The 25,596-nt window shown below is 66.9% G+C and carries 24 protein-coding genes; 5 read left to right on the top strand and 19 right to left on the bottom strand.

Translation table 11 applies throughout. The annotated features are described in order from the left end of the window. Window positions 1–268: 268 nt before the first annotated feature. The 9 genes from NH14_RS31910 to NH14_RS31870 all read right to left on the bottom strand — a co-directional run bounded on the left by NH14_RS31910 (window position 269) and on the right by NH14_RS31870 (window position 11,326). Window positions 269–1,030: a 2-keto-4-pentenoate hydratase gene (locus tag NH14_RS31910; RefSeq protein ID WP_035532654.1), complete on the bottom strand. Its 762-nt coding sequence runs from the start codon at window positions 1,028–1,030 to the stop codon at window positions 269–271. A gap of 316 nt (window positions 1,031–1,346) precedes the next feature. Next, window positions 1,347–3,128, bottom strand: coding sequence for a methyl-accepting chemotaxis protein (locus NH14_RS31905; RefSeq protein WP_035532652.1), 1,782 nt, complete (start codon window positions 3,126–3,128; stop codon window positions 1,347–1,349). Between the two features lie 185 nt (window positions 3,129–3,313). Next, entirely contained in the window at window positions 3,314–4,222 is a 909-nt protein-coding gene (gene rbsK, locus NH14_RS31900) for a ribokinase (RefSeq protein ID WP_052148442.1), read from the bottom strand. 153 nt (window positions 4,223–4,375) lie between these two features. Continuing rightward, on the bottom strand, window positions 4,376–5,413 hold the full coding sequence (locus NH14_RS31895) for a LacI family DNA-binding transcriptional regulator (protein WP_035532649.1): 1,038 nt from the start codon (window positions 5,411–5,413) through the stop codon (window positions 4,376–4,378). A 116-nt stretch (window positions 5,414–5,529) separates the two neighbouring features. Beyond that, window positions 5,530–6,579, bottom strand: a complete 1,050-nt coding sequence (locus NH14_RS31890; protein WP_035532646.1) for an ABC transporter permease — start codon at window positions 6,577–6,579, stop codon at window positions 5,530–5,532. Next, a complete protein-coding gene (locus tag NH14_RS31885) occupies window positions 6,576–8,327 on the bottom strand; it encodes a sugar ABC transporter ATP-binding protein (RefSeq protein ID WP_084225876.1) in 1,752 nt (583 codons plus the stop codon). The genes NH14_RS31890 and NH14_RS31885 overlap by 4 nt, the downstream gene beginning before the upstream one ends. A 297-nt stretch (window positions 8,328–8,624) precedes the next feature. Next, a complete protein-coding gene (locus NH14_RS31880) occupies window positions 8,625–9,602 on the bottom strand; it encodes a sugar ABC transporter substrate-binding protein (protein ID WP_035532644.1) in 978 nt (325 codons plus the stop codon). 161 nt (window positions 9,603–9,763) lie between these two features. Continuing rightward, window positions 9,764–10,741 (bottom strand): magnesium/cobalt transporter CorA, encoded by a 978-nt coding sequence (gene corA / locus NH14_RS31875; protein ID WP_035532641.1) that lies wholly within the window; start codon window positions 10,739–10,741, stop codon window positions 9,764–9,766. Window positions 10,742–10,870: 129 nt separating this feature from the next. Then, window positions 10,871–11,326 carry a hypothetical protein gene (locus NH14_RS31870; RefSeq protein ID WP_035532638.1) on the bottom strand — a complete coding sequence of 152 codons (456 nt, stop codon included), beginning with the start codon at window positions 11,324–11,326 and terminating at the stop codon, window positions 10,871–10,873. Window positions 11,327–11,645: 319 nt separating this feature from the next. Between NH14_RS31870 and NH14_RS31865 the strand changes: the two genes are divergently transcribed. Continuing rightward, window positions 11,646–12,236: a P-loop nucleotide/nucleoside kinase family protein gene (locus tag NH14_RS31865; protein ID WP_035532636.1), complete on the top strand. Its 591-nt coding sequence runs from the start codon at window positions 11,646–11,648 to the stop codon at window positions 12,234–12,236. A 66-nt stretch (window positions 12,237–12,302) separates the two neighbouring features. Here NH14_RS31865 and NH14_RS31860 read toward each other — a convergent pair whose 3' ends face one another. Together NH14_RS31860 and NH14_RS31855 are read right to left on the bottom strand one after the other, a co-directional pair. Next, window positions 12,303–13,409 (bottom strand): saccharopine dehydrogenase family protein, encoded by a 1,107-nt coding sequence (locus NH14_RS31860; RefSeq protein ID WP_035532633.1) that lies wholly within the window; start codon window positions 13,407–13,409, stop codon window positions 12,303–12,305. A 203-nt stretch (window positions 13,410–13,612) separates the two neighbouring features. Next, on the bottom strand, window positions 13,613–14,077 hold the full coding sequence (locus tag NH14_RS31855) for an Lrp/AsnC family transcriptional regulator (protein WP_035532630.1): 465 nt from the start codon (window positions 14,075–14,077) through the stop codon (window positions 13,613–13,615). Window positions 14,078–14,366: 289 nt separating this feature from the next. Between NH14_RS31855 and NH14_RS31850 the strand changes: the two genes are divergently transcribed. Together NH14_RS31850 and NH14_RS31845 are read left to right on the top strand one after the other, a co-directional pair. Then, window positions 14,367–14,903, top strand: a complete 537-nt coding sequence (locus NH14_RS31850; RefSeq protein WP_035532627.1) for a Spy/CpxP family protein refolding chaperone — start codon at window positions 14,367–14,369, stop codon at window positions 14,901–14,903. A 128-nt stretch (window positions 14,904–15,031) separates the two neighbouring features. Then, entirely contained in the window at window positions 15,032–15,466 is a 435-nt protein-coding gene (locus tag NH14_RS31845; RefSeq protein ID WP_035532625.1) for a PGDYG domain-containing protein, read from the top strand. Window positions 15,467–15,512: 46 nt separating this feature from the next. Here NH14_RS31845 and NH14_RS31840 read toward each other — a convergent pair whose 3' ends face one another. The 8 genes from NH14_RS31840 to NH14_RS31805 form a co-directional block, all read right to left on the bottom strand. Next, window positions 15,513–15,878 carry a DUF3022 domain-containing protein gene (locus NH14_RS31840; RefSeq protein WP_035532623.1) on the bottom strand — a complete coding sequence of 122 codons (366 nt, stop codon included), beginning with the start codon at window positions 15,876–15,878 and terminating at the stop codon, window positions 15,513–15,515. Window positions 15,879–15,939: 61 nt separating this feature from the next. After that, a complete protein-coding gene (locus tag NH14_RS31835) occupies window positions 15,940–16,755 on the bottom strand; it encodes a YhfC family intramembrane metalloprotease (RefSeq protein ID WP_035532622.1) in 816 nt (271 codons plus the stop codon). 100 nt (window positions 16,756–16,855) lie between these two features. Next, window positions 16,856–17,944 (bottom strand): LacI family DNA-binding transcriptional regulator, encoded by a 1,089-nt coding sequence (locus tag NH14_RS31830; RefSeq protein WP_052148437.1) that lies wholly within the window; start codon window positions 17,942–17,944, stop codon window positions 16,856–16,858. Then, window positions 17,941–18,906, bottom strand: a complete 966-nt coding sequence (locus tag NH14_RS31825) for an NAD(P)-dependent oxidoreductase (protein ID WP_035532620.1) — start codon at window positions 18,904–18,906, stop codon at window positions 17,941–17,943. Before NH14_RS31825 ends, NH14_RS31830 begins: the two co-directional genes overlap by 4 nt. Window positions 18,907–18,967: 61 nt before the next feature. Then, entirely contained in the window at window positions 18,968–20,254 is a 1,287-nt protein-coding gene (locus NH14_RS31820) for an MFS transporter (protein WP_035532617.1), read from the bottom strand. Window positions 20,255–20,386: 132 nt separating this feature from the next. Next, entirely contained in the window at window positions 20,387–21,364 is a 978-nt protein-coding gene (locus NH14_RS31815) for a sugar kinase (RefSeq protein WP_035532615.1), read from the bottom strand. Between the two features lie 67 nt (window positions 21,365–21,431). After that, the gene (locus NH14_RS31810; protein WP_035532690.1) at window positions 21,432–22,229 is read right to left on the bottom strand and encodes a TIM barrel protein; all 798 of its coding nucleotides are present in this window, start codon (window positions 22,227–22,229) and stop codon (window positions 21,432–21,434) included. A 202-nt stretch (window positions 22,230–22,431) separates the two neighbouring features. Further along, on the bottom strand, window positions 22,432–23,376 hold the full coding sequence (locus tag NH14_RS31805; protein ID WP_035532613.1) for a LysR family transcriptional regulator: 945 nt from the start codon (window positions 23,374–23,376) through the stop codon (window positions 22,432–22,434). Window positions 23,377–23,493: 117 nt separating this feature from the next. Between NH14_RS31805 and NH14_RS31800 the strand changes: the two genes are divergently transcribed. Together NH14_RS31800 and NH14_RS31795 are read left to right on the top strand one after the other, a co-directional pair. Then, window positions 23,494–24,570 carry a YeiH family protein gene (locus NH14_RS31800; RefSeq protein WP_035532610.1) on the top strand — a complete coding sequence of 359 codons (1,077 nt, stop codon included), beginning with the start codon at window positions 23,494–23,496 and terminating at the stop codon, window positions 24,568–24,570. Between the two features lie 287 nt (window positions 24,571–24,857). Further along, entirely contained in the window at window positions 24,858–25,592 is a 735-nt protein-coding gene (locus NH14_RS31795; RefSeq protein WP_035532607.1) for a glutathione S-transferase, read from the top strand. Window positions 25,593–25,596: the final 4 nt, after the last annotated feature.

The following is a 25,596-nucleotide window of genomic DNA, read 5'->3' as shown; positions in this document are numbered from 1 at the left end:
GTGCAAGCCGTGTACAGATCACAACGCCTTACTTGTAACGCCATGTTTGTAACAGCGCGGGCTGTCTGTCCGCTGCCGCGTCATGCGCCGTTGCAATCATGCGCGAGTGATTATTTATTCGTTATATGCGGCACATGAGCAGGTGTCGGTGAGTTGGCGCGCATTCATGCATGGGACGATGAACGCGCGCTGCCCCTGCTGGCTGTAGTGGCTTTCAGCTGAGTTGACTGGGCATGGTGTCGCGGGCGAATCCCGCGCGCGCTTTGCTTCAGACGAACTCGATCTCGACCTCGCCCAGGCCGTCGATATGACCGTGCAGCAGGCCCGCGCCCTCGATGCGGTGCGCCCCTACGTATGAACCCGTGGTGATGGTCCATTCGGGTTCGATGGTGATGCCCATCGCGGCGCAATGATTGACGAACCAGACCAGCAGTTCGCGCGGATCGCCTGCGGGATTACCCGCCATTTCCGGCACGAGCGACACACCATCGAAGGTGAGTTCGAGTTCGGGCGCGACGAAGTCGAGCGCACGCGCGAGCGCCGCGTAAGGCTGCGCATGGCCGGTCACGAGCGCGCCGTTGTTCTGCGCATCGGCAAGCTGCGCGAGCGGCGCGACGTTCGGCCATTCGGCAAAGCGGCTGTCGACGATTTCGATGGCGGGCAGGATTTGCCCCACGAGCGCGAGCACCTCGTCGCGCGCATAGACGTCGGCGCGCGGGGAGACCGGTTCGGCAAAGCGGAAGGCGATCTCGAGCTCGACCAGCACGCGGAAGAACGACTGGCGTTCGACGCACGCGGGCGAGGCGTACACGTGCGTCGAGGGCAACGGTGCGCCCGACCCCGCGCCGCCGGGCGCGCGCGCGCCGATCTTCCAGCCACCCGTGGCGGTGCCCATCCCCGCGAGTACGGCTTGCTGGATCGCGTAGGCTGTGGCGGCGTCGGGCGGCAGCCATTCGGGCGCCAGCGTCTCGATCATCTGATGGCGGCTGCGCGCCGCCACGAGGCGCTGCGCGAGATCGTCACGAGTCATGTCTGGATCCTTTCTTGTGCGTGCGTATGCGTGCTTGTACGTGCGCCGGCAGCGCGACCGTGCGTCGAGCCGGCATGACGGCGTGATGTCGCGCCGTGTTGCAGTGCGCTTGCGGCGCCTGGCCCCTCGCCGCGAAAGCGGCTGCGCAGTGTACCGTGCGTCCCCGTCCGCGCGCGTGACAAGATTCACAATGTACCGTAACCGGCTTCGTGCAGCGCGTGCGCCTGCATCGCAGGCATAAAAAAGCCGCTGCAAAGCAGCGGCGATTCGTCAAACACGGTGGCTCGCGACACATGCCGCTCGCGACAGCCGCGCGTCAGAAGGTCTCCCAGTCGTCGCTCGAATCCGCTGCGGCCGGTGCAACTGGATTTGCGGTCGATTTTGCCGCCGGACTTGCCATCTGCGCTGCGCGCACGGGCGCCGGCGTGCGCACAGCGACCGCCCCAGTGCGCACGGCGGGCTTCACCGCCGGACGCGCCGCGGGCTTCGCGCCCCCGGGCGGCGAGGCAGACGCCATACCGCCCCGCAAATCGCGCTCGATGATTCCGCAGGTGTGCGAGTCGTCGAGCTTGAACACGGCGACAGCGGCACGCAGCCGGCTCGCCTGGTCTTCGAGCGACTGCGCGGCTGCGGCGGCCTCTTCCACTAGCGCCGCGTTCTGCTGCGTCACCTCGTCCATTTGCGTGACGGCGCGCGCCATTTGATCGATGCCGCCGGACTGCTCCTGCGAAGCCGCCGAAATCTCGCCCATGATGTCGGTCACGCGCTGCACGGCGCCGATGATCTCCGCCATCGTGCGCCCCGCCTCGTCGACGAGCGCGGAACCCGCATGCACGCGCTCGACCGAGGTGTCGATCAGCCCCTTGATCTCCTTGGCCGCCGCCGACGAGCGCTGCGCGAGGCTGCGCACCTCGCCTGCCACGACCGCGAAGCCGCGCCCCTCCTCGCCCGCGCGCGCGGCTTCCACGGCGGCATTGAGCGCGAGGATATTGGTTTGAAAGGCGATCCCTTCGATGATCGCGATGATATCGGCAATCTTCGCCGAACTCTGGTTGATCTCGCCCATCGTGCCCACCACCTCGCTCACGACGCGGCTGCCCTTGTTGGCGATATCCGATGCGCTGGCGGCCAGCGCGCTCGCCTGGCGGGCATTTTCGGCGTTCTGCTTCACCGTGCCGGTGAGTTCCTCCATGCTCGCGGCGGTTTCCTGCAACGCCGAAGCCTGCTCTTCGGTGCGCGACGAAAGGTCGATGTTCCCGGCCGCGATCTGGCGCGTGGCCGTGGCGATCGCTTCGGTGCCGCCGCGCACCGAGCGCACGGTGTCGCTCAGGCTGTGCTGCATGCGCGCCACGCCGCCCAGCAACTCGCCCATCTCGTCGCGCGAGCGCACCACGATGGGACGGCTCAAATCGCCCGCCGAGATGGCGGAGAACGCGCCAAGCGCCTCGCTCAGCGGTCCGGCGATGGCGCGGCGCAGCATGATGAATGAATACGCGGCCGCGCCAATGCCGATCAGCAGCACGGCGATCACGGCCATGCGCAACTGGCCGAACGCCGCTTCCGCCTCTTCAAAGCCTGCTCGCGCGAGCGTGCCCTGCAGTTTGTCGAGTTCGAGATCGGCTTGCGAAAGCTGGGTGTACGCGGCTTGCAGCGCATTGGCGCCGCTGACGATCTTGCTTTGATCCGCTGCCGCAATGTTGGCGGCAAAGTCGTCAGCGGCTTGCTGGAACGCGGCGCGCCGCGCGGCAACGTCCTGCGCGAGACGCTCCTCCTGGGCATCGTGCGCCAAGCTCATGTACTGCTTCCAGTAATCGTTGGAGACGCCGCGCAGCATGCGGGCGCGCGCGAGCGTAGCGGTGCTGTCGGGCGTGCCGATCTCGAACGCCGCGCGATCGAGCGCGAGCCGCTCGCGCGCCGCATAAATTTCGGCGAGGTTGACCGAGTGGCTGCTCGGCATCTGGTCGCTGTAGGTGGTGCGGTAGGCCTCGTTCGAGTGCGTCAGGCCAAGCAACCCCACTGCGCCGACAATAACGATGAGCGCCGCCAGAAACCCCATCGTGAGGCCGATGCGCGCCTTGATGCTGATGCCTTTGTTCATGACTCTCCCGTGCTTGCCGTGGGGCCGATTTCCGGCCCCGAATTTGCGGGCTGTTGCCCCAGCATGTATTTACGGCACCGCGTCCGGGAGGCTTGAAATAGTTATCAGATATGAGGAGAAGGCAGAAATAGCTAACAGATAAATTACAAAAACAAATGTTGCGGCACGCATTTCTCCACCGTGTTTCAGCGCGCCATCTCGTCGAGCGAAGGAATGGACGGTTGCGCCCCTGCGCGCGTCACAGAGATCGACGCCGCGCGCAGCGCGAACTCGATCGCCTGCTCGGGCGTCTCGCCAGCGGCGAGCCGCGCGGCCAGCGCGCCGATGAAGGTATCGCCGGCCGCCGTCGTGTCGACCGCGGCCACTTTGGGCGCGGCCCAATGCACGGGCGCCGGCGGGCGCGCCAGGTCCACGGCATCCGGGGCTTCAGCGACGAGCAACGCGCAGACGCCCTGCTCGCCGAGCGTCACCAGCACGTTGCGCGCCCCCGCGCGGCGCAGCGCAAGCGCTGCGCGCGCGGCGTCCTCGGGCGTGGCGAGCGGCAGGCCCGTGAGCGTCGCGGCTTCGAGTTCGTTGGGGACGAGATAGTCGATCAGCGGCAGCCAGGCCGCGGGCAGCGGACCGGTGGCCGGCGCGGGATTGAGGATGGTGATCTTGCCGAGCCGGCGTGCGGCGGCGAGCGCAGCGTGCACCGCGTCGGGCGGCGTTTCGAGCTGGCACACGACGACGTCGGCGGCCGCGAGTGCTGCCTCGTGGCGCGCCAGGCTTGCCGGCGTCACCGCGGCGTTGCTGCCCGCGACGATCACGATGGCGTTCTGGCTCGCGTCGTCGACGACGATGAGCGCCACGCCGGTCGGCGCTTCCGGCTCGGTGTCGAGCGCGCCGCAATCGATGCCTTCGGCAAGGAGCCCGGCGCGCAGCAGTTCGCCATTGGCGTCGGCGCCCACGCAGCCGACCATCGCCACCTGCGCGCCGAGCCGCGCCGCCGCAACCGCCTGATTACCGCCCTTGCCTCCCGCGACCTGCGTGAAAGCGCTGCCCGCGAGCGTCTCGCCAGGGCGCGGCAGGCGCGGGGCGCGCGCGACCAGGTCCATGTTCAGGCTGCCGACCACCGCCACGCGGCCGCGCTGCTGGCCGCCGTCTTGCGTACTCGATTGCGCATCTGAGCGCGCAGCTTCGTCAATCGCCACTTCGTGTGCCTCCGGTGATCTGTCCAGTCGGCCGATTATGCACGCGTCGCACGTGTATCAGGCCGCGAGCGATGCCTGTGCGCCGCACCACGGCGCGGTCGATTCGCGCTCCATGAGTTGAGGCGCCATCACTCGCCGGAGCACCGGCGCGTCACTGCGTGCCTGACCGGCAGCGCCTATGCGTTCGATCAGCGTGAGCGCCGCCATCTCGCCCAGCTCCCGCACCGGCTGGCCGACCGTGGACAGCGCGGGCCAGGTGAATTGGCCGAGCTCGATGTCGTCGAAGCCGATGATCGAGCATTCGGCCGGCACGCGCAGGCCGCGCTCGGCCGCGGCCCGCAGCGCGCCGATGCCCATCATGTCGTTGCTCGCGAAGATCGCGCTGGGCCGCACGGTATCGAACAGTTGCCCCGCCGCGCGATAGCCGCCCGCTCCCGAGAAGTCGGCCTCGACGATCGCGCCCGGCGCGATCTCGATGCCGCACTCGGCCATCGCGCGCAGAAAGCCGTGCATGCGCATTGCGCTCACCGCGGCGCTGACCGGCCCCGTGATGCAGCCGATCCGCGAATGCCCGAGCTCGATCAGATGGCGCGTGGCGAGCCATGCGCCGCGCTCGTGGTCGATCTGCACGAGATCGGTGTCGAGGCCTTCGATGTTGCGGTCCACCACGACGATCGGTTCGCGCGTCTCGCCCAGCGTCGCCGCGAGCACGGCATCGTCGCCCGCCGACGCCACGATCAGCCCGTCGATGCGCTTTTCCTGCAGCACGCGCAGGTAGTTGCGCTGCTTGACCGGGTCGTCATCGGAATTGCAGAAGAACACGCAGTAACCCTTTTGCGCGCAGCCGTCCTCGACGCCGCGCGCGAGTTCCGCGAAATACGGATTCGTGCCGTTGGGCACCACGAGCCCAATCGTCGCCGTCGAGCGCGCCTTGAGCGAGCGCGCGACCGCCGACGGCACATAGTTGAGCTCGCGAATCGCCTGCTCGACCTTGGCCCGCACATTCGCCGACACCGGCCGCGAGTTGTTCACCACATGCGACACCGTCGTGAAAGACACCCCCGCCACGGCGGCCACATCTTTGATCGTCGCCATTTTCCCTGTTGCTCCTGCTTCGTCCTGCCCGTTTTCTACTGCTGGCGGCGCGCGGCTGCGCGCTCGTCATGTTCTTGTTGTTGCTTCGCCCCTCATTTGCCACATTGCTTGCCGCATCACTTGCCCTTGCGGCGGCTTCGATACGTGTCGAGCACCACCGCGACCACGATCACCAAGCCGGTGATGATGCGCTTGGTGGGCTCGTTCGCGCCGATCTGAGCGAGCCCCGCCGCAAGCACGGAAATGATCAGCACGCCAAAGAACGTGCTGATGACCGAACCGCGCCCGCCCATCAGGCTCGTGCCACCGATCACCACGGCGGCGATCACCTGTAGCTCCAGGCCGACGCCCGCGTTGGGATCGGCGGCTTCGAGGCGCGAAATCTGGAACAGCGCCGCGAGCCCCGCAAGCGCGCCCATCAACGCGAACACGATGATCTTGTACGGACGCGGATCGACACCCGCGAGGCGCACCGCCTCCTCGTTGGTGCCGATGCCGATCAAATAGCGGCCGAACACCGTGCGCGTGAGCACCAGTTGCGCGATCACCATCACCGCGACGGCGATCAGGAACGCCGGGGAAATGCCGAACGCAATCGGGTTCGAGAGGAAATCGAACGCATCGCCGATATAGGCCGTGCGCGAATGCGTCATCTGGTATGCGAGGCCGCGCGCGGCCTCCAGCACGCCAAGCGAGACGATGAAGGACGGAATGCGCCACCCCACCGTGACCGCGCCCGTGAGCGTGCCCGTCGCCGCCGCGGCCAGCACGCCGAGCAGCGCGGCGGGCAACGCGGAGAGGCCCCACTTGAGCGACGCCACGCTCACCACCGACGCACCGAGCGCCAGCACCGATCCCACCGAGAGGTCGATGCCTGCGATGATCAGCACGAACGTCATGCCCACCGACATCACGACGAGATCGGGAATCTGGTTCGCAATCGTGCTGAACGTGTCGTAGGTCAGGAAGTGCGAACTCAGCAGCGAAAACAGCACGATCATCGCGACCAGCGCGAGCGCGAGGCCCAGATAGTTCGAAAAGCCAAAGCGCGTGCCGACGGGCCGCGCGCTCGCGGCCGTGGTCGCGGGCGGCGATGATTGCGCCGGCGGCTCTGCTTGTGCTCCTGGTTGTGCTCCTGCTTGTTCGCGCAACGGTCGATTCGTCATGAAGCGCTTCCTCCTCGCTCGTCGGGCGGCGGCGATTGATTGCGACCCTCTCGATTGTGGCTCCCGGATTGCTCCGCGGCCACGGGTGTTGTCGGCTCGGGCAGGTCGGCGGCATCGGCGAGCAGCGCATCTTCAGCGCGATAGCCCGCGAAAGCCGCGGCGAGCAGCGCGTCCTGGCTCCATTCCCCGCGCGCGAAGATCGCCGTCATTTTCCCCGCCGACATCACGCCGATGCGGTCGCAGATCAGCATCAGCTCGCGCAGGTCGCTCGACACCACGACGAGTGCGCAGCCTTCGCGCGCGAGCGCGCCCATCAGCGCGTAGATGTCGAACTTCGCGCCCACGTCGATGCCGCGCGTGGGCTCGTCGAACAGCAGCACGCGCACGCCTTGCGCACCCTGCTCGCCCGTGATGCGCCGCGCGAGCCAGCGGCCGATCACCACCTTCTGCTGGTTGCCGCCCGACAGCTCGCCCACGCGCTGCTCCGGCCCGCTCGTGCGGATGCGCAAGGCATCGATTTGCGTATCGGCAAGTGCGTTCTCGCGCCCGGCGTCCACCACGCCATAGCGCGCGACCGCGCTCACGTTGCCAAGCGACACGTTCGCGGCCACCGGTTGCGTCAGCAACAATCCTTCGCCCTTGCGGTCCTCGGTGATCAGCGCAATGCCGTGGCGCACCGCGTCCGCCGGCGAGTCGATGCGCACGGCCACTGGCGGCTCACCCGCAACGCCCGCGAGCGCGACCGTGCCGCGATCCTTCGCGTCCGCGCCGTAGATGAGCCGCATGAGCTCGGTGCGCCCCGCGCCGATCAACCCCGACACGCCGAAAATTTCCCCCGCGCGCACCTCGAACGAAACGTTGCGCACGACGCTGGCGCGGCCGATCCCGTCCACCCTGAGCAGCGGCGCGCCGATGCGCCGCGCGCCCAGCTCGATGCGCTCGCCGAGTTCGCGCCCCACCATCAGCGCGACGATGCGCTCGGGCGTGAGGTTGGCCATCTCGTCCACGCGCACGAGCCGGCCGTCGCGCAGCACCGCCACGCGCTGCGCGATGCGCTCGAGTTCCTCTAGCCGGTGCGAGATGTAGACGAGCGCCACGCCGCGCGCCTTGAGTCGGGCGATCTGCTCGAACAGCAGTTCGACCTCGCGGCCCGTGAGCATCGCGGTGGGCTCGTCCAGAATCAGCACGCGCAGCGGCGCGGCGCCCTGGGCCTCGTCGCCGATCAGATTGCGCGCGATCTCCACCAACTGCTGGTGGCCGATGCCGAGCTCGCCCACGGGCGTCTCGGGATCGATCGCCTCGAGCCCGACTTGCGCCATCGCCGCGCGGGCGTCCTCGTGCAAGCGCGCGCGATCGATCCAGCCCGCCCAGCCGAGCGGCCCGAAGCTGCGCGGCAAGCGGTTCAGGTACAGGTTTTCGGCAACTGAAAGCGTGGGCAGCAGGTTGAGCTCCTGCATCACCATGCGCACGCCGAGCGCTTCTGCCTGCGCGCGGCTCGCCGGTGCATAGGGCTGGCCCATCAGCGTCATGGCGCCCGTAGTGGGCGCGGTGAGTCCTCCCACGATCTTCGAGAGCGTGCTCTTGCCCGCGCCGTTCTCCCCCGTGAGCGCAAGCACTTCCCCCGCGTACAGCGCGAGGCTGACGTCGGCGAGCACCGGCTGCTCGTAGGTCTTGCCGGCGCCCGTCACCGTGAGCACCGCGCTGCGCGCGGATGCCGATGCTTGGGCGTCGGAGGCAATTGCTTCCATCACGATCCTGTTATCGCGAGCCGCACAGCCCGAATCCGGCAAGGGTAGCGCGGGATTGCGGAGCGGACGGCCGCCGTTCAGGCGGCGCGTTCGAGCGATGCCGCCATGGCGGCCTGTTTTTGCTTGCTGCTTGTGCGGCCATCACGGTACAAATAACGGCGGCGCGGCGGCTTTCTTGAGCGCTTATTACACGAGCGGATGCATGAGCGGAACGTGCCACGCAAACGAGGGAGGCGCGCGCCGCACGCCATTAGCGCGGCCCGCCCGCTTACATTTGCATTTCACTGGTTCCGCGAGTTACTTCGCGGAGTCCTTGGTCACGAGCACGACCGGGGTTTCGACGACGCCCGAGAGTTCGGACTGCTTCTTGTGCTCCTTAATCGCCTTGAGCGCGGTGTCGATGCCGAACACGGCCTGCTTCGCGGCGTACTGGTCAGCGGTGGCGAGCACGCGGCCGTCCTTGAGCATCGGCTTGATGGCGTCGATGTTGTCGTAGCCCACCACGTAGACCTTGCCCTGCTTGCCGGCCGCGCGCACGGCCGACACGGCGCCGATCGCCATGTTGTCGTTGCCGCACAGCAGCGCCTTCATGCCGGGATATTCGTTGAGCATGGCCGAGGCGACCGCATTGCCCTTGTCGATTTCCCATTCGCCCGACTGCACCGAGACGATCTTCGCGCCCACGGCCTGCATCGCGTCCTTGAAGCCCGCGGTTCGCTGCTGCGCGTTGGTGGTGGTCGAGACGCCTTCCACGATGCCCACCTGATCGCCGGCCTTGAGCTTCTTCGCGAGGTATTCGCCAACCAGGCGCGCGCCCTTGCGGTTGTCGGGGCCTACGAACGGCACGTTCAGGTCCTTGGACTTCAGCACGTCGGGGTCGAGCCGGTTGTCGATGTTCACGACGATGATGCCCGCGTCCACGGCCTTCTTCACGACCGGCACGAGCGCCTTGGAGTCGGCGGGCGCGAGCACGATGGCGTCCACCTTGGAAACAATCATCTGCTCGACGATCTGGATCTGCGCGGCCGTGTCGGTTTCGTTCTTGATGCCGTTGGTCACGAGGTCGAAGGCGGACGCGTTGTGCTTCTGGTAGTCCTTCGCGCCGGTTTCCATGGTCAGGAAGAACTCGTTGGCGAGCGACTTCATGACCAGCGCGACTTTCGGCTTCTGCCCGGCCGTCTGGGCGTGGGCGGCAAGCGGCATGGCGGCCGCGAACGTGACGGTGGCAAGTGCGGCTGCGGCGCCAAGAACGCGCCGGCGAATGCGGGAGTTCATCGTTTGTGTCTCCGGTTGTCTGGCCCGGCCGGGCCGTATTTCTGGTTATCCGCAAACGTGTTCAAACGTCCCATTCCCCGCGCGCAGCGTGACGCTGCGGCGCAGCAACTGGCAGGGCATCGGCGTCAAATTCGGCTTCAAATTCGGATTCAAATCCGGCCTCAGAGCCAGCCGCCACGGCGGAACAGGATGTACAGCACGATATCGATAATCGCCATCACGGCGAGACAAACCTGATAACCATACTTGAAATGCAATTCGGGGATATCGGCGAAGTTCATCCCGTAGATCCCCGCGATCATGGTCGGCACCGCAAAGAGCGCGGCGAACGAGCCCAGTCGCTTGGTCACTTCGTTCTCGGCCAGCGAGATCATGCCGAGATTCACCTGGATCGCCGTGACGATCATTTCGCGGCGCGCGTCGACGAAGTTGGACACGCGCACGAGATGGTCGTAAACATCGCGATAGTACGCCTGCATGCCCATGCAGATCTGCGGAGTGCGCCCGCCCGCGAGCTTGCCCACCGCGTCCACGAGCGGCGTGACGTGGTGCTGCACGATCACGAGGCGCCGCTTGAGCGAATAGAGATCCTCGATAATGGCGCGCGACTGCGCGAGCGAGTGCTTCTCGAAGATGCGGTCCTCCAGATCCTCGATTTCGCCGGCGAGCTTCTCCAGCACGGGCGCGTAGCGGTCGACCACGCTGTCCATGAGCGCGTAGAGAACGAAGCCCGCGCCCTCCTTGAGCAGTTCCGGCTCGCGCTCGCAGCGCGCGCGCACGTCCTGGAAACCCTGCTGCGCGCGATGGCGCACCGAAAGCACGAAATTCGGGCCGGCGAACACATTCACCTGGCCGGTGACGATTTCATCCGCCTCGTCGAACTCGATCGTATGGAACACCGCGAAAAGCGTATCGCCGTATTCCTCGATCTTCGGCCGCTGTTTGCCGTTCATCACGTCTTCGATGGCGAGCGCGTGAAGGCCGAACTCCTCCTTCATCGCGGCCATCTCGCCCGCTTCGGGGTCTTTGAGCGCGACCCAGACGAAGCACCCGGGTTTCTGGAGATAGTCGCTGATTGCCTCAATGCCGACATCGGCCAGTTTCTTGCCGCCCTGGTACGCGGCGCAATTGATAAGCATGTGTCGTAAGCGTCCCGGCGGCGCGGGTGGCGAAAATCGGCGCACCGCCTGTCCTGAAGTTGATCGATTCGCCAAGTTTAAGCGTTGCGCCGGCATGGACGGCGCAACGCGTGCCATCCGCCGGCAGCATCACTGCGCAACCCGGCGTATGCCGATGCGATGATCCTTATCGAAGGTTACGCTGGCCCGGTTCGTGTAGCGCGGATCGACGGCGAAGCGCAGCTCCACGACGGGATCGAACTGCGTTGTCACGCCGATGCGGTGCACGCCCGGAGTCAGGTAGAACGTGACGTGCTCGCCGTCCATGAGGTCGGTGACCTGCTCGCCGTCGATATAGACGGGGGCGTCGCGGAACTTGACGATGACGTTGCGGGTGCGCTCGCGCCGCACGTCCACGGCCACGAGCCCTTCGCCCCGCTGCGTATAGCCCGGCTTGACGATGCGCTCCGCCGGCACCGGCTTGAAGGGCACCGGCGCGGCCGGCTCCTCGGCGCAGCCGCCCAGCGCGAGTGGCAACGCGAGAACTGCGGCCGCTAGCGCAGCGCGCTGCGAACCAAAGCTCACTCCGAACACGCGCGATGGCATGGGCGCTATCCCCTCGTCGGTTTTCCGGTGCTGGCGCGGCGCGTGGGGCGCAACGATCCTCCACGCAGGCGGCGTCCGGGTGCGCCCATCATATACGCACGCGCCGCCCGGCCCACGCGCGGCGCCGCACATTGCGCGCCCGCGAGCCAACGCGGGCAGTGCATCGCCGAGGGACCGCTGGTATATGCTTCGGAATCGGGCGCTGTCCCGCGCGGTCAAATCCGCGCAGTTAAGTCCGCGCAGTTAAATCAACACGTCACACGAGGGGGATACAGGTGATGGGGTACGTACAGCCCGCCAGGGCCGAGGGCCGCGGTTCGTGCCGCGGCTGATTTTCTTCTGCGGCCACGCGGGCACCGGCAAGACCTCGCTCGCCAAGCGCCTGATCGGCCCGCTGGCCCGCGCGACGGGCGAGCCGTTCTGCCTGCTCGACAAGGACACGCTCTACGGGCGCACCGGCGCCGCGATGCTCGCCGCGCTCGGGCAGGACCCGCACGACCGCGACAGCCCGGTCTTTCTCCAGCATCTGCGAGACCCCGAATATCAGGGCATGCTCGACACCGCGCGTGAAAATCTAGCGCTGGGCGTGAGCGTGATTGCGGTCGGGCCGCTTTCGGGGGAGGTGCGCGAGCGGCGCCTGCTCGACCGCGCTTGGCTGGGGGTGGCGGCGGACGTTGGACTCGCCGCCGTCTGGGTGCGCACCGACGAAGCCACGGCGCGCCAGCGCATCGTGGCGCGGAATCATCCCGACGATGCCTACAAGCTCGCGCACTGGAACAGCTATCGCAAACGGCGCTTCGAGCCGGCGGGCGCACAGCTCGACGACCTCATCGTGTTCGACACGACCGCGCCCGAACCCGCCGGCTACGACGCATTGCTGCAGCGCATCGTGGCGGCGTCCGCGGCCTGATCGAGCTTCGATCGCAGACGCGGCGCCCTGCTCGTACTTCCGCTTCCGTTTTGCGCTTCGCGTGCTTCAGTCGACGTGCGCCGACGCCAGCGCTTCGAGCGTCGCGCCTTCGTACACCTTGCCGAAGCGGTTCGAGAGGAACTGCTCGAGCGACACCTGCTCCTGACGCACGAAGCCCTTTTGCGGCAGCTTCTTTTCGCGGAACAGATCGAGCACCGCGCACATCGCGCCGGCCGTGGTGATTTCGATGGCGCTCATCGGCACGCCGCATACCGTCTTCGCGAAAATCTTGCGCGTGAAGACTTCCTGCACGAGCTGGCCGTTACGCATGCCGGTCACGGTAATGAAGATCAGCACGACGTCCTGCTCGGTGGACGGAATCGCGCGGCGCATGATCGACTTGAGCGTGTCGCGGTCGCCCGAGAGGCGCAGGTCTTCGAGCAGGAACTGCATGAGCGCGCGATGGCCCGGATAGCGCACCGACTTGTAGTCGAGCGATTCGACGCGCCCGCCCAGCGTCTCGCACAGCGTGCCGAGGCCGCCCGAAGTGTTGAACGCCTCGTACTCCACGCCGTCGAGCGAGAAGTGCTCGTGGCCTTCGAGCGGCTGCACCATCTGCGTGCGGCCCTCGTGGATCGCCTCGCACGGCTGGCAATACTCATTGATGAGGCCGTCCACACTCCAGGTGAGGTTGTACTTGAGCGCGTTGGTGGGGAACTGCGGCAGCGCGCCCACGCGCATTTTCACTTCGCGGATCTCGGTGAAGCGGCTCGCGAGCGCATGCGCCGCGAGACCGATGAAGCCAGGCGCGAGGCCGCATTGCGGCATGAACGCGTGATCGGCGTCTTCTGCAAGCGCGCGGATCGCGTGCGTTGCGCGCACGTCCTCGGTGAGGTCGAAGTAGTGAACGCCCGCGCTCTTGGCCGCCGACGCGACATTCACCGCAAGGTAATACGGCAGCGCGTTGATGAGCACGTCGAAGCCTTCGAGGGCGCCGCGCAGCGCGGCGGCGTCGCCGGAGTCGACGCGCACAGTGGGAATGCCCTGCGCGGCCAGCTTTTCGAGCGCCTTGGCATCGCGGTCGAGCGCCGTGACTTCGTAGTCTCCGGTTGCGCGCAGCATGTGTGCAATGGTGTGGCCAATCAGGCCGGCGCCTGCAATCGCGACTTTCATTCGGTATCTCCTTGGGTTTTCTGTGGTTCGGGTCATGCTGTACCCGGTGCACACAGTCTAAGGAGGTGCGAAATCAGTTCCTAGACACAAAATGATGCGCTTCGACGGCCAGTTTCGTCATTTCGACGATGTTTTTCGTCATAACGACGAAATGCCTTAAAAATGCCGTTAACGAGGGAAGCGCGAGCGTGTGGCGATGCCCCTCAGCCCATCACCGTGCCGCGGTCGATCTTGCGCGCGAGCACGATCGACGTGGTCGTGCGCTCGACGCCTTGCATGCCGCCAATCTGGTCGAGCAGATCGTTCAGGCGATCGGGGGAATCCGCGCGCAGCCACGCCACATAGTCGTACTCTCCACTCACCGCGCAAAGTAGTTGCACTTCGGGCATTTTGGAAAGCCGTCGTTGCACGTCGGGGCCATTGCGCGGCGCGATAATGAGCCCGACCCACGCCTGCAGGCTCGCGTCGAGCACGTCCTGCCCAAGCCGCACGCCGTAGCCGGCGATGACCTGGGAGCGTTCGAGCCGCGCGATGCGCGCGAGCACCGTGGTGCGCGCCACGCCTAGCTGGCGCGCGAGATTCGCCACGCTCTCGCGTGCGTTCTCCTGCAGCAGCGCAACGAGGCTGCGGTCGAGGTCGTCGAGTTGGTCGAGGCGCGGCGGTCTCATCGTGATGCGGGCTCCTGGGGTGGCCGATTAGGTGGCGAATGGTCAAATGCACTGCTTCGATACCGGGTCATTATCGCGCGCGGCCAGCCGACCACAAACCCGCATAAGTGCCCTGCATCCCCCATATTGCAGCGTATTTCGGCGCGTTTCTCCTGCGTTTCGTTTGTAAGCAGTTGTCGCATAGCGGCCGCGCTCAAACGATAACGTGGTACTAATACCGCCTGCCGGTGACGGATTTCTCGTCGCCGCTCTACGTAACGTCCACGAATTGAAGTTCCAGGGAGCAACAATGAAGAAAGTTTTCGTGATCCTTGCTGCCACGCTCTCCATGAGCGGCGCGTTCGCACAGACCGCCGCGTCGTCCGCCGCGCCCGCGGCTGCCGCAGCGGCGTCGGGCGCCGAAGCACGCGCCGCGCAGCATCAGCAGCGTGTGGAGGAGCGCATTGCCTACCTGCACTCCTCGCTGAAGATCACGGCCGCCCAGGAGCCGCAATGGAAGACGTTCGCCGACGTCATGCGCAGCAACGGCCAGACCATGGCGGGTCTCTACAAGCAGCGCGCGGAAGGCCAGGCGCAGCGTAACGCGCTCGACGACATGAAGCAGTACGCGCAAATCACCCAGGCACACGCCGACGACATGCAAAAGCTTGTCACGGCCTTCGAGCCGCTTTACAACAGCCTCTCGCCGGAGCAGAAGAAGCTGGCCGACGTCACCTTCCGCCACGGTCAGGAAACGGGCCATGCGCAGCACAACAAGGGCAAGCCTCATGCGAAGGCGCCGGCCGCGGAAGCGGCAAGCGGCGCCGAAGCCGCGCCGGCGCAGTAAGTAAGCAGGCGCATCGGGTAGTCCGCATTCAGGTAACATCACGGCGCAGCGCGCGAACCGGTCGAGCAATTGGCTGGTTCGCGCGCTGCGCCGTTTTCGCAACAGGTAACAAACCCGCAGCCGCCACCATGATCGAACTGACTCAACTCGACCTCGCCGCCGATCCCGCCGCGCAACGCGTGGTCAAGGACGAAACCGTCACCGTAGAATTCGCCGCAGCCCCCGGCGAGCTGATGAGCCTGGAAGGCCCGAACCGCTACGCACCGGGCGACGCGATTATCACCGGCGCGACGGGCGAGCGCTGGGTCGTTTCGCGCGAACGCTTCGACCCGAAGTACCGGCCGGCCGACGCCGCGCTCGCACACGGCGCGCCCGGCGCCTATCGCAATCTGCCGACTGTCGTGCTGGCCAAACGCATGAACGAGCCGTTCACGATCGTGCGCTCCGCAGGCGGCGACCGCCTCACTGGCGCGGCCGGCGACTGGGTCATGCAATATGCGCCCGGCGACTACGGCGTGGTGAAAGCCGAGCGCTACGCGAAGGTATACCGGCTCGCCGATTGAGTGTCGCTCCCGCGTTTCGCGCACCGCCCATGCGGTGCCGGGTGCTTCAGGCGAATTCCTCGTCGAGGTCGAGCGTGACGTCGCGCGGCGTCTCCTCGCCCTTCGCGTGCTGTTCCTCCAGCGAGCCGATCGTGGCTTCCACATACGCGCGCAAAACGGCGAAGCTGCGTCCGCGCAAGCGTGGCGGCAACGCCCGATAGCGCGCCAGCGCGGCCGGCGCGATGGCCACCGTGAGCGTCATGCGGCGCGCGGCGGAGCCCATGCGCATCGCCACCCAATGTACGAGGAGCAGCGGCGCGCCGGTTTCGGCGGGCCGCTCGCTAAAGCGCGTTTGCTCGGGGAACAAATCGGCGATCACGCGCGCAAGCTCCTCGAAATCGGGGCTTGCGCATTCAAACAGATAGTCTTCCATCGCTGGCAAAGAGGAATTAATAAACGTTGCGGTCGCAACGGAATGGCGTGAGCGTGGAGGGTCAGGCCGGTCGCGGCGCATGCCGGTTGCGCGCGCACGTTCTGAAGAGGACGACGGCCACCGCGATCGCCACGACTGCATAGAGCGTGTCCACCGCAACGAGCGGCACGAGGCGCGCCTGGAACATCGCGGCGGGCACGTCGATCAACGCGTGCAGCGCGATCGCGATCGGCAGGATCGACTTGCGCCCCGCACGCACGCCGCGCCACATCAGTACCGAGAGTCCGATCTGGAACACGAACGCGGCCACGCGCTCGAGCGCAAACACGCCGGCCACCACCGGCGAAAGCGTGCCGAGTATCAGATGCACGCGCAGTACGGCATCCATCGAGAGATTGCTCAGATGCTCCGCGAGTTCGCCCCGGTTCGCGAGCACCGCGAAGAAAATCCACTGCAACTGCACGAGCACGCCGATGAACCACGCTTCAGCGCCGCCATGGCCGATGCCATAAGCGAGCCCCGTGCTGTCGGGCTGGCCCGGCGCACCCGGCTGCCCCGCCGCGCGCCGCGCGATCAGGCGCATCGCGATGTAGCGCCCCGCTTCTTCACACACCCCCGCCGCGAGCGCGCCATAGAGTACGAACGCGAGCGGATTGGTGAGCAACTGCGACGTAACGGGATTTTCATGCAGCACGTAGCCGTTGAGCGCGCGCTCGATCACCGTCGCGAACAGGGCGAAGACCGCGATGCCCGCGATGGTGGCGCGCCAGTCGAATGCGAACGGGCCGCGCAGCCGGCGGTACAGCGAGATGGGCAGAACGGCGACGAACAGCGTCGCGAGCGACAGGCAAACCAGCGTGACCGGATCGACGTGCATGGGGTTCCTTATGACATCCGGCACGCGAGGCGCGCGCCGCAGCCCGAATCATCGCAGATATCGGCGCGCTCGCGGAACCCCGGGGGCGCCTTGCCGGGCCCTAGCCCGGCGTCGAGGCCCGCACGATCAGCTCGCCCGGGAACGCAGCCGCGCGCGTGGCCAGCACCGCGCCCTCGATGCGCTCGTGCAGGAATTCGACGGCCCGGTAGCCGATCTCGCGCGTGGGCTGGCGGATCGTGGTGATGCCGGCCAGCTCGGCCCACTCGGGATCGTCGATGGCGATCAGCGCCGCGTGCTGTTGCCATTGGGCGCCGAAGCGCGCCTTCAGATGCAGCGCGAGCCGCAAGGCAACCGGCGCGTTGGCCGCGAACAGCGCGCAGCGCGCACCGCGTCGCGCGGCGTCGGCGATATACACATCGAGCGCGGCGAGCGAGGCGTCGACGCTCGCGTCCTCGCGCAGGTCGAGCACGTGCGTGGCGGCGCGCACATCGCGTGCGCCCTGCTTGCCGTGCGCGCATGCCCGGAATGCGGCTTCGCGCTCGCGCCGCGAACTCACGTGCTCGAAGGGCTGAACGACGAACACGAGGTCGTCGTAGCCGTGCGCGAGCAGATGCTCGACGCCCAGGCGCGCGGCGGCCGCATTGTCGAGCCCCACCATGTCGGCGTCCAGGCCGTCCACGGTGCGGTCGACCAGCACGGCGGGAATGCCGCCGCTCGCCAGCGGCTTGAGCATCGGCTCGGGCACGCCGAGCGCATTGACGATCACGCCTTCCACGCGATACGTCGTGAGCAGTTGCAGATAGCGCCGTTCCATGTCGATTTCGTTCGCCGCGTGGCAAATCAGCGGCATATAGCCGAGCGCATGGCACGCGGCTTCCACGCCTTGCAGCACTTCGACGGAGTACGGGTTCGTCAGGTCCGCGAGCAACAGTCCGAGCAACCGGTTGCGCCCGCGCTTGAGCCCGCGCGCCATCTGGTTGGGCCGATAGTCGAGCCGTTCGATGGCGGCTTCGATGCGTGCGCGCAAGTCCGGCGAAAGCGCCGAGAGCTCGCCGTTCAGATAGCGCGAGATGCTGGTCTTGCCGGTGCCGGCCTCGCGGGCGACATCGCTGATGGTCGCGCGGCGCGGCAGCGCGCCCTCGCCCGCGCTGCGGCCCGCGTTGTCGTCCGCGCTGCTGCCCCTGCTCATCGCGCGAGCACCTCGCGATTGACGATGTTGCGATCGAGCGTGCCGGCGAGCGCCGCGACGAGGTTCTCGGCAGCGCAGCGCGCCATCGCATGACGCGTCTCGTGCGTGGCGGAGCCGATGTGCGGCAGCGCCACCACATTGGGCATGCGCAGCAGCGGCGAGGCGGGATCGATCGGCTCCTGCTCGAACACGTCGAGCCCCGCGCCGTGGATCGTGCCCGCTTCGAGCGCGGCGATCAGCGCCTTCTCGTCGACGGTCGCGCCGCGCGAGGCGTTGATCAGGATCGCGCTCTTCTTCATCTTTCGCAGCTGCTCCGTGCCGATCATGTGACGCGTGGCGTCGGTAAGCGGCACCTGCAGGCAGACGAAATCAGCGCTGGCGAGCAGTTCGTCGAGCTCGACGCGGCGCGCGCAATAGTCGCGCTCGGCGACTTCATTCGCGCTGCGGTTCGTATAGATCACCTTCATGTTGAAGCCGAGCGCCGCGCGCCGCGCAAGCGCGCCGCCAATGCGCCCGAGCCCGACGATGCCGATGGTCTTGCCCTGCACGTCCACGCCGAATTGCGCGGGGCCGATGCTTGCCTTCCAGTGGCCCGCCTTGACCCAGTCGGCCAGTTCGACCACGCGGCGCGCGCTCGCGAGGATCAGCGAAAACACCGTGTCGGCCGTCGATTCGGTCAGCACGTCGGGGGTGTGCGCGAGCACGATGCCGCGCTTCGTGAGATCGGGCACGTCGAACTGGTCGTAGCCGACCGAGATGGTCGAAAGCGCCCTGATGCGCGAGCCTTCGAGCAGCGCGGGCGTGACCTTGACGCTTGCGCCGATCGCGCCGTCGGCGTCCTTGAGCGCGGCGGCGAACGCCTGCGGGTCTTTCGCGTCGACGAACACCACCTCGAAATGCTCGCGCAGGTACTCGCTCACGTCCTCTGGCAAAGCCTTGTAGGCAACGATTTTTTGCTTCATGAGTGGGCTATTTCTGACTGCAAGGTTCCATGAATTTTTTTCGCACGTGATATTGCGCGCATTACTTGCCATGCGCCGGCGCGGCGTAGCCATGGGTTTCGTCGCGACGCGGCTTCACCGCGCGCAGCGTGAGGATCACCGAGACCACGAGCGCCGCGCTCATGAACGCGTACGATGCCGTGGGTGAACCGGTCGCGCCGTTCAGATAGCCGACCACGTACGACCCCACGAACGAACCGAGCGCGCCCATGCTGTTGATGAGCGCCATTGCGCCACCCGCGACGTTCTTCGGCAGCAGCTCGGGCACGATCGCGAAGAACGGGCCGTACGGCGCGTACATCGCGGCGCCCGCCACCACCAGCAGCGCGTACGAGGCCCAGAAGTGCGTCGTGCCGAGCGCATATGATGCCGCGAACGCGAGCGCGCCGACCAGCAGGAACGGCCAGACGAACGCGCGCCGGTTGTCGAGCTTGTCCGAGGCCCACGAAGCGGCCAGCATCGCAATGGTAGCAGCGAGATACGGCAGCGCCGAGAGCCAGCCCGTTTCGACCATGCCGAGCGCCGAACCGTTTTTCACGATCGAGGGCAGCCACAGCACGAAGCCGTACACGCCGATACTCCAGCAGAAGTACTGCGCCGAAAGCAGCATCACGGCAGGCGAGCGGAACGCTTCGGCGTAGTTCTTGACCGGCTTGATGCCGGCCTGCTCGGCGCGCAGGGCCGCGTCGATCGCGCGCTTATCCTCTTTCGAGAGCCAGCTCACCTGCTCCGGCTTGTCGCGCACGAGCAGCCACCAGCACACGGCCCACAACACGGCGGGCACGCCCTCGGCCACGAACATGTGGCGCCAGCCATACGCATGCACGAGATAGCCCGAAACGATCGACATCCACAGCACCGTGACCGGATTGCCGAGAATCAGGAAGGTGTTGGCGCGCGAGCGCTCGCGCTTCGTGAACCAGTTGCTGATGTAAATCAGCATCGCGGGCATCACGGCGGCTTCGACGATGCCGAGCACGAAGCGGATCGCCATCAGCGAGGGAATGTTCGTGACAACGCCAGTGAGCGCCGCGCAGCCGCCCCACAGGACGAGGCTCACGAACACGAGCTTGCGCACGCTGCGGCGTTCGGCATAGACCGCGCCCGGCAACTGAAAGAAGAAGTAGCCGAGGAAGAACAGTGCGCCGATCAGCGACGAAAGCCCGGGGCTGATGCCCAGATCGTGATTGATGCCGGCCGCCGAAGCGAAGCCGTAATTCGCGCGGTCGAGGTAGGCCAGGCTGTACGTGATGAACACGATGGGCATGATTGCCCACCAGCGGCGCGGGGCTAGCGAAGTTGAGGTCATCGGAGTCTCCAGTCTCGGGGTGCCTTTTGGTGCAGGGTTGCAAGCAAGGCTGTTGGTATCGGGTCTCTGTGTTGGGCGCCGGCGCGGACCGGCGCCCCCGTTGTTCGATTGCTTGATTGCTCGATTGCTCGTTTAGGCGACGGCGCATGCCGGAGCGGCGTCCCGGGCTTCGAGCGCATCGAGTTGGGCGCGCGTGGGCAGCCCTTCCGAGTCGCCGCTCACCTGCACGGCGAGCGCGCCGATGCGGTTGCCGCGCGTCACGGCCTCGCGCAGCGTGCGGCCTTCGAGCAGCGCGCTCACCACACCCACCGCAAAGCCATCGCCGGCACCGACTGTGTCGACCACCTTCGCCACCGGCTGCGCCTGCACCGGCCCGCGCTCGCCTTCGCGCGTCTCGTAGTACGCGCCCGCGGCGCCGAGCTTGACGATCACGCCGCGCGCGCCGCGCTCGATGTAGAAGCGCGCGATCGTCGCGGGATCGTCGGAACCCGTGAGAATGCGCCCCTCGTTCACGCCGGGCAGCACCCAGTCGGCATAGCTTGCGAGTTCGTTGAGCGCCGCAACCATCTCTGCTTCGGAGCCCCACAGCGTCGGGCGCAGATTCGGATCGAAGCTGATCGTGCGTCCCGCCTCGCGCATCGCGCGGGCGAGCATGAACGCGAGTTCGCGCGAGCTTGCCGAGATCGCGGGCGCCACACCGCTCAGGTGCAGATGGCGCGCGCCGAGCACATAGTCGCGCCTGAAATCGTCGATCGACAGATGGCTCGCCGCCGAGCCGCGGCGGAAGTATTCGACTGTGGGATCGCTGCCGTCGTCGTTTTTCGACTTGAGCTGAAAGCCCGTGGGATAGCGCGCATCGGTTTGCACGCCGTGCGCGTCGATGCCTTCTTGCGCGAGCACGCCGCGCACGAACCGGCCGAACGAATCGTCACCCACGCGGCTCATCCAGCCTACCTTGAATCCCAGGCGCGCAAGGCCCGTCGCCACGTTGAGCTCAGCGCCTGCCGCGCGCTTCGTGAAGTGCGCGACGTCGCTGAGCGGGCCGGTGTCGGCGGCTACGAACATCGCCATGGCCTCGCCGTAGGTGATGACATCGAGTGCGTGCGTCATGGAGTGCATTCCTCAAAAAAACAGATTCGGATGGCCGGGCTGTCGGGACCGCCCGGCGCTTGACACGTCAGGCGTTGCCGAGCCACGCCACGTAGCGCGCAGCGTCCTCATTCATGCGCGTGGCGTCGAACGGAAACTCGATGCCGCGCGGCACGTCCGCCGGCAGACACGCGAGCGCCGCGCGGCACAGCGCGTCGTCGGCCGCGGGGGCGCAAGCGAATCGGCGCGCGCCCTCGCCTTCCACGCCCTTGCAATGGATGTACTCGACGTGGGGCGCGAGCGCGGCGGCGGCTGTCAGCGGCGCTTCGCCAGCCCATTGCCAGTTGCCGATGTCGAAGGTCATGCCGATCAACTTGTCGTGCCCGGCGGCGCGCAACGCATCAAAAAGGCTGACGAACTGCGCAAGGCTGCCGCCCTGCTCTAGCTGGCCGTTTTCGACGACCACGCGCGGCGCCTCGATTGATGCGCCTGCCTGCGAGTTCACGAGGCCAAGCGCCTCGAGCACCGCCGCAAGTCGCGCGACCTGCGCATCGCCCGCGAAACCGCCGAGTTGCAGCTTGACGATGCGCGCGCCCAGAGCGCGAGCGCAGGCGACGGCGGCGCGCAGCGCGGCCTCGTCGAGCGCGCCGTCTTCACGATACAGCGTGTCGGGCGTCGACCACACGGGCCACAGGCCCTCGCGCTCCAACGCCATGCCGAGCGCGCGCAGCGCCTGCGGCTGGGCGTCGGCGTCGTCCATCAGTTCCCGCCGCACCTCCAACGCGCGCGCGCCTGCCTCCCGGGTTGCGCCACACCACGCCGCGTGTCCGTCGCGCCGGATCGATCCGGCGCCGAATGCGCTCGCCACTATCGCTACTTCCACCATCGTTTTCATCCCATTGCTGTCCGGTTGCCGCGCCGCCGGATTTCGCGCCGCGCAGCTTTTGGAACCGGTTCCAAAACAGTATCGAAAAAAAGCGCCCGGGCGCCTGATTGCTACTGATCAATGGGCGGATAGTGCGCTGCCATAGCGCACCGCGCCATTATGGAAATCCCCTAAATCACGGCGCAAACCCGGCGTCGCCCGCCTACGCGTGCGGCGTGTCGAGCAGGCATAGCTCGAGAAAGCGCTGGGTAACGCGAGAGGCCGCGCCCGCGTGCGGCACGATGATCGAGAAGCGCCGCGCCAGCGGCTCGGGCTCGATGCGGATCTGCTGGAGCGCACCGTCCTCATGCCGCATCGACATGGCCGAGACGAATCCGATGCCCATACCGGCCCGCACCGCCTCCTTGACGCCTTCCACACCGGCGATTTCGAGCGCGACGCGCATCGGCACGGCGGCGCGTGCGAACGCGCGCTCCACCACCTGGCGCACGCCCGAGCCGTCCTCGCGCAGCACGAGCGGCAGCCCCGCAAAGGCGCTCAGTTCGCGGCGCAGCGGCCCTGTGCCGCCAGATTCCGGCGCTGCTTCCTTCTGCTTCGCATCACCGGCGGTCTGGGCAACCAGCGCGTGCCCGCGCGGCGCGATCGCGACGATTTCATCCTCGATCCATGGATGCACGGCGCAATCGGCGGGCAACTGTTCGCCCACCGGCCCTTCGATCAGCGCGATATCGAGCTCGCCGAGCATCGCGACCACATCGGTCGTGTTGCCGCTCGCGGTATCGAGCTTCACTTCCGGATAGTTCCGATGAAACGCCGCCACCAGATACGGCAGCCGATAGCTCGCGGGCGTCGTGCTCGCGCCGATGCGCAGCGTGCCGCGCTCGAGCCCGCGCAGTGCATCGCGAAACGCCAGCGCTTCGCGCCAGGTGTCGCGCAGGCGCGCCGCATAGGCCGCGAGTTGCTCGCCGGTGGGCGTAAGGCGCACGCCGCGCCCATCGCGCAAATAGAGCGGCTCGCCGAATTCCTCCTGCAGCAGCCGCAACTGCCCCGACACTGCGGGCTGCGACAAATGCAGCGCGAGCGCCGCACGGCTGATGTTCAGGTGCTCGGCAACAGCGGCGAAAGTTATCAGTTGTTCCGGGGTCATTGCAGTCAACTATCGGGTTGACTTATATTTTACGTCGCAAATGACGATTTTTCATATCGTTATATCTAATTTAGGATTGGCGCATTCGTCAGTCAGACACAATTGCTGCCAACCACCATGTCCACACCGTCGACTTCCCTTGCCTCTGCGTCGTCCGTCGCACGCGGCCAACTCTATGGCCAACTCAACGGCGTGCTGTTCGTCGCGCTGTTCGCCGCCGCCGTCACGCGCATCGCGGCGCTGCCCGCCATTGCGGGTCTCGGCCTGAGCCCGCTGATCGTCGGCATCGTCGGCGGGGCGATCTATGGCAATGCGCTGCGCCACGGCATGCCCGAAAGCTGGGCCGCCGGCGTCAACTTCTCGGCGCGCAAGCTGCTGCGCATCGCGGTGGCGTTCTTCGGGCTGCGCGTGAGCCTCCAGGAAATCGCCCAGGTGGGCTTGCCGGGCCTCGTGGAATCGGCGGTGATCGTGGTGAGCACGCTCGCGATCGGCACCTGGGCCGGCATGAAGCTCATGAAGCTCGACCGCGACACCGCCATCCTCACCGCGGCCGGCAGCGCAATCTGCGGCGCCGCCGCCGTGCTCGCTTTCGAATCCACGCTGCAATCGAAGCCGCATAAGAGCGCCATGGCTGTGGGCAGCGTCGTGCTGTTCGGCACGCTCTCGATGTTCCTCTATCCGCTGCTCTATCGCGCCGGCTGGCTGCATCTCGACACCATGGGCGCCGGGCTCTTCTTCGGCGGCACGATCCACGAAGTCGCGCAGGTCGTGGGCGCGGCGAGCAACGTGAGCCCCGAGGCCACGCACATCGCCACCATCGTGAAGATGACCCGCGTGATGCTGCTCGTGCCGGTGCTGCTTGCGCTCGGCGTCTGGTTGAACCGTTCGGCGCGCGGCGCAGCCGATGGCAAGCAAGGTGCGCGCAAGCTCGCGGTGCCCTGGTTCGCGCTCGGTTTTCTCGCGCTCGTGGTGGTGAACTCACTTCACGTGCTGCCGGAGTCGGCGACCCAGACGCTCAATATGCTCGACACCTTCGCGCTCACCATGGCCATGACGGCGCTCGGTATCGAAACGCGCTTCGCGCAGATTCGTCAGGCCGGCCCGCGCGCCCTGACCACGGGCTTGATCGTCTATGTCTGGCTCGTCGGCGGCGGCCTCGCGATTACCTGGGCCGTGGAGCGGTTGTTCGGATGATCAGCGGCGACGAGCCTTCCCACCGTTTGAGAGACTGCGCACCGGCTTGCCCGGACGCTTGCCCCGCCCTTGGCGGGGCTTTTTGCGTTTGTCGCGCCGGAAAATTGCGCTTCGTCAAAACACGACCAGGCGCACGACAAAGCGCACGCCGAAGCACACGAGGCGGCGCGCAACGGGAAGTCGCAGCCCGCGCGCCGCAACGTGCCATTGCGCGCGATACTGTCGTCCCATGCCGCTCGCCGTTGGGGCGGCCGTCGTGGCAGTCCTTGTCCGGATGGAGGCGACCGATGGCATACGAACTGTATTACTGGGACGGCTTGCAAGGCCGGGGCGAATTCGTGCGGCTCGCGCTGGAGGAAGCGTGCGCGCCCTACGTGGATGTGGCGCGCGGCGCGAAAGAGGACGGCCAGGGTATGGGCGCGATGATGGCCCGGCTCGACAGCGACGGTCCGTATCCGCCCTTTGCGCCACCGTTTCTCAAGGACGGCGATCTGATCGTGCCGCACGTTGCGAACATCCTGTTCTATCTCGGCCCCAAGCTGAAGCTCGCGCCGCGCGACGAGGCGCTGCGCGTGATCGCGAACGGCTTGCAGCTCACGATCGCCGATTTCTTGACCGAGGTGCACGACACGCATCATCCGATCGCGAGCGGCCTGTATTACGAAGACCAGAAGGACGAGGCGAAGGCGCGCGCGAAAGACTTCCTCGCGCATCGCCTGCCGAAGTTCATGGGCTACTTCGAGCGCGTGCTCGCGCAGAACCCGGACGGGCCGCAGCACATGGTGGGCAAGGCGCTCAGCTATGTGGACCTGTCGATGTTCCAGATCGTCGCGGGTCTGCGCTACGCGTTTCCGAAAGCCACAAAGCATCTGGCCGACCACTATCCGCATGTGAGCGCGCTGCACGACGCCGTGGCCGCGCGCCCCAACATCGCCGCCTATCTCGCCTCCCCAAGGCGGCTGCCATTCAACGAGACCGGCATCTTCCGTCACTATCCTGAACTCGACCGCGCCGCGCGCTGAACGC

The sequence above is a fragment of the Paraburkholderia sacchari genome, from assembly GCF_000785435.2.
Classification (GTDB): Bacteria; Pseudomonadota; Gammaproteobacteria; order Burkholderiales; family Burkholderiaceae; genus Paraburkholderia; species Paraburkholderia sacchari.
Note: the sequence above shows the minus strand (reverse complement) of the source record. Positions and strands in the feature narration are given on the sequence as shown.